The sequence below is a fragment of the Kitasatospora sp. NPDC004799 genome, from assembly GCF_040609095.1.
GTDB lineage: Bacteria > Actinomycetota > Actinomycetes > Streptomycetales > Streptomycetaceae > Kitasatospora.
Map to the genome: position 1 here is coordinate 1 of NZ_JBEXJK010000574.1, position 4,058 is coordinate 4,058.

General features: G+C 76.0%; 2 protein-coding genes and 1 pseudogene. 2 read left to right on the top strand and 1 reads right to left on the bottom strand.

Translation table 11 applies throughout. From position 1 onward, the window contains the following. Positions 1-7 precede the first annotated feature (7 nt). Positions 8-1,783, bottom strand: coding sequence for a 3-hydroxybutyryl-CoA dehydrogenase (locus ABZW03_RS38250; protein WP_355269102.1), 1,776 nt, complete (start codon positions 1,781-1,783; stop codon positions 8-10). Between the two features lie 506 nt (positions 1,784-2,289). On the opposite strand from ABZW03_RS38250, the gene ABZW03_RS38255 reads away from it, so the two are divergent. Next, a complete protein-coding gene (locus ABZW03_RS38255) occupies positions 2,290-3,753 on the top strand; it encodes a glutamine synthetase family protein (protein ID WP_355269104.1) in 1,464 nt (487 codons plus the stop codon). Positions 3,754-3,756: 3 nt separating this feature from the next. Continuing rightward, a pseudogene (locus ABZW03_RS38260) lies at positions 3,757-4,058 on the top strand (amidohydrolase); the annotation flags it as partial.

The window sequence follows — 4,058 nt, forward strand, 5'->3', positions numbered from 1 at the left end:
GGCGTGGTCACCGGCGCGCGTGGTCGCGGAAGCCGCGGCCGGTCTTGCGGCCCAGGCAGCCCGCCGCGACCAGGTGCTCCAGCAGCGGCGCGGCGGCCAGGCCGGGCTCGCGGAACTCCTGGTGCAGCACCTGCTCGATGGTCAGCGAGACGTCCAGGCCGACCACGTCCAGCAGTTCGAACGGGCCCATCGGGTAGCCGCAGCCGAGCTTCATCGCGGTGTCGATGTCGTCCACCGTCGCGTAGTGCTCCTGGAGCATCCGCACCGCGTCGTTCAAGTAGGGGAAGAGCAGCGCGTTGACGATGAAGCCGGCCCGGTCGCCGCACTCCACCGGGTGCTTGCGGACCGCGGCGGTCAGTTCCAGCACGGTCGCGGTGACGTCCGGCGCGGTCAGCACCGTGGAGACCACCTCGACCAGCTTCATCGCCGGGGCCGGGTTGAAGAAGTGCATGCCGATCACGTCCTGCGGCCGCGAGGTGGCGGTCGCGCAGCTGATCACCGGCAGCGAGGAGGTGGTGGTGGCGAGCACCGCGCCCGGCCGGACGATCTTGTCCAGGGTGGCGAACAGCTCCCGCTTGACCGCCAGGTCCTCGGCGACCGCCTCGACCACCAGGTCCACCTCGGCCAGCTCGGCGTACTGCCCGACCGGGGTGACCAGCGCCAGCGCGGCGTCCCGCGCCTCGGCGGACAGCCGGCCCTTGGCCACCGAGCGCTCCAGCGACTTCGCCAGCTGCGCCTTGGCCCGCTCGGCCTTCTCCTGGCTGCGGGCGGCCAGCAGCACCGGGTGCCCGGCCTTGGCGAACACCTCGGCGATGCCGGTGGCCATCGTCCCCGAGCCGCAGACGCCGACGGTGCGCACCTCCCGGCCCGGCACCCGCGGCCGGGTCGGCCCGGTGGCCGCGTCCACGGCCTTCGACGAGCCCGGCGCCTCGTAGGTGTAGAAGCCGCGCCCGGTCTTGCGGCCCAGCAGCCCGGCCGCGACCAGCTGGCCGAGGATCGGGGCGGGCGCGTGCAGGCGGTCCCGGGACTGCTCGTACATCGCCTCCAGCACGGTGCGCGCGGTGTCGACGCCGATCAGGTCGAGCAGCGCCAGCGGGCCCATCGGCAGGCCGCAGCCGAGCCGCATCGCGGCGTCGATGTCCTCCCGCGAGGCGTACTTGGACTCGAACATCGCGGCGGCCTGGTTCAGGTAGGCGAACAGCAGGCCGTTGACCACGAAGCCGGCCCGGTCGCCGGCCGCCACCGGCTCCTTGCCGAGGTCGCGGGCGAAGGCGGCGGCGTCCTCGGCGGTCCGCGGGGAGGTCAGCACGGTGCGGACCACCTCGACCAGCTTCATCCCGTGCACCGGGTTGAAGAAGTGCAGGCCGAGCACCCGCTCCGGACGCGCGGTGGCGGCGGCGATCCGGGTCACCGACAGCGCGGTGGTGCCGGTGGCCAGCACGGTGGTCTCCGGGCAGATCCGGTCCAGCTCGGCGAAGAGCTCCCGCTTCAGCTCCAGCTGCTCGGGCACCTCCTCGATCACCAGGTCCGCCGCGGCGGCGGCCGCCAGCTCGTGGCCGACCGAGATCCGGGCCAGCAGCCCGGCGCGCTCCTCGGCGGTGAGCCGCTCGCGGTCCACGGCGTGCGCGGTGGCCTCCTCGATCCGGGCCAGCGCCCGGGCGGCGGAGTCCTCGGTGGCCTCGATGCCGATCACCCGGCGGCCGCTCTTGGCGACCGCCACCGCGACGCCGGCACCCATCGTGCCGAGGCCGACGACGGCGACGGTGGGGAAGGGACGCTCCATCTGTCCTGACTCCTAGTCATGAAGGGCCCGCGCGTGCCCCGGCGGGCACGCCGCCGCGCCCGTACGCCGGGGGCGGCCGCCGCCGGGGGAGGGTCCACGCGCGGGGGTTGGGGAGATGACGGGTGCCGGCGCATCGGGGCAGCGGCCGGTCCGCTCCGGCCGAACTGCGGATGTGCCGTGGTGCTCAGGCGCTCGAAGGTGAAGGAAGCGGCTCTGATACGAGGAGAACCCGGCCGCCGCGGTCCGCGGCACCTGCCGGTGAAGGCGCACCGGGCGGGCGCCGGAGGAACGGCGACCGCGACCTGCCGCCGGTGCGGCTCCCGAAGCCCGGCGGTGGTGCGTGTCCGGCCACTGTAGCGAAGCTACTCATGAGTAGGAAGGGGGTGGCGACGGAAAACCGCTCGGATTCGATTCGCCCCGAACGGGTGAACGGGTGAACGGGGCTGCCAAGAGGACCACTCGATAGGGGAGTTAGTCGACCCCGGCCGCCGGGGCAGCATCAGGGCATGACCACCGGAACCGCCACCGCCGGCCGCACCGCGCCCGGTCCCGCCGAGCCGCCCGTCGCCGCCGACCGGCTCGCCAGCGCCGCCGCGGCGGCCGTCGCGCTGCCGCCGCGCGAGGAGCGGGCCGCGCGCGCCCAGGAGGCCGTCGACCGGCTGCGCACCGAGGCCGTCGAGGCGGTGGCCGTCACCTGGGTGGACAACGCCGGCATCACCCGGGTCAAGGCCGTCCCGCTCGGCGGCCTGGTGCACGCCGCGCAGTGGGGCGTCGGCACCGCGCCCTGCTTCGACGTGTTCCTCGCCGACGACACGATCACCACCAGCCCGATCATCGGCGGCCCCGCCGGGGACCTCAGGCTCTACCCGGGCCTCGACCGGGTCGTCCCGCTGGCCGCCCAGCCCGGCTGGGCCTGGGCCCCGGGGGACAGGTACACCCAGGCCGGCGGCCCGCACCCGGGCTGCCAGCGGCTGTTCGCCCGCCGGGCCGAGGCCGGGGCGGCCGCGCGCGGCCTGAGCCTCAAGGCCGGCATCGAGGTCGAGTGGACGGTCGCCCTGGCCGGCCCCCCGCAGGAGGAGCCGCGGTACCCGACGCACGGCCCGGCGTACGGGATGCACCGGCTCACCGACCTCTCCGACTACCTGCGCGACGTACTGGGCGCCCTCGGCCGGCAGGGGCTGGGCGTCCTCCAGATCCACCCCGAGTACTCCCCGGGCCAGTTCGAGGTCTCGGTCGCCCCCGAGGGGCCGGTCGCCGCCGCCGACACCTCCGTCCTGGTCCGGCACACCGTCCGGGCCGTCTCCGCCCGGCACGGCCTGCGGGTCTCCTTCGCCCCGGTGGTCGAGACCGGCGGCGTCGGCAACGGCGGGCACCTGCACCTCAGCCTCTGGCGCGGCGAGCGCAACCTCGGCCACGGCGGCCCCGGTCCGCACGGCCTGACCGCCGAGGCCGAGGGCTTCCTCGCCGGGGTGCTCGACGCGCTGCCCGAACTGCTGGTGCTGGGCTGCTCCAGCCCGGCCGGGTACCTGCGGCTGGTGCCCTCGCACTGGGCCGGCGCCTACCAGTGCTGGGGCCTGGAGAACCGCGAGGCCGCGCTGCGCCTGGTGACGGGCTCCACCGGGGAGCGGGCCGCCGCCGCCAACGCCGAGGTCAAGTGCTTCGACGCGAGCGCCAACCCGTACCTGGCGGTCGGCGGGGTGATCGCGGCCGGCCTCGCCGGGCTGGACCAGCGCCGCGCGCTGCCGCCGGAGTTCACCGGGGACCCGGCGGCCGCCGAGCCCGGCACGGTGCCCCGGCTGCCCACCGGCCCGGCCGACGCGATCGCCGCGTACGAGCGCTCCGCCGTGCTGCGCGAGGCGCTCGGCGAACCGCTCTACCAGGCGGTGCTGGCGGTGCGCCGGGCGGAGCAGGAGCAGTACGCGGCCGTCCCGCCCGAGGAGTTGGTCGCGGCGACCCGTTGGCGGTACTGAGCGGTGGCCCGGCCGGAGGGGCCCGCGCTGGTCGACCACCACTGCCACAGCGTGGTGGCGGCCGAGCTCGCCGACGACGAACTGGCCGGGCTGCTCACCGAGTCCGACCGCCCGCCCGCGCCCGGCTGTTCGCCCTTCGACAGCGCGCTGGGCCTGGCGGTGCGGCGCTGGTGCCCGCCCGCGCTCGGCCTGCCGGCGCACGCCCCGGACGCCGACAACCTCGCACGCCGGCGGGAGTTCCGCGCGGCCCAGGCCAACGCGCGGCTGCTGGAGCCGGCCGGGCTGGACACCAGCCAGGTGGACAC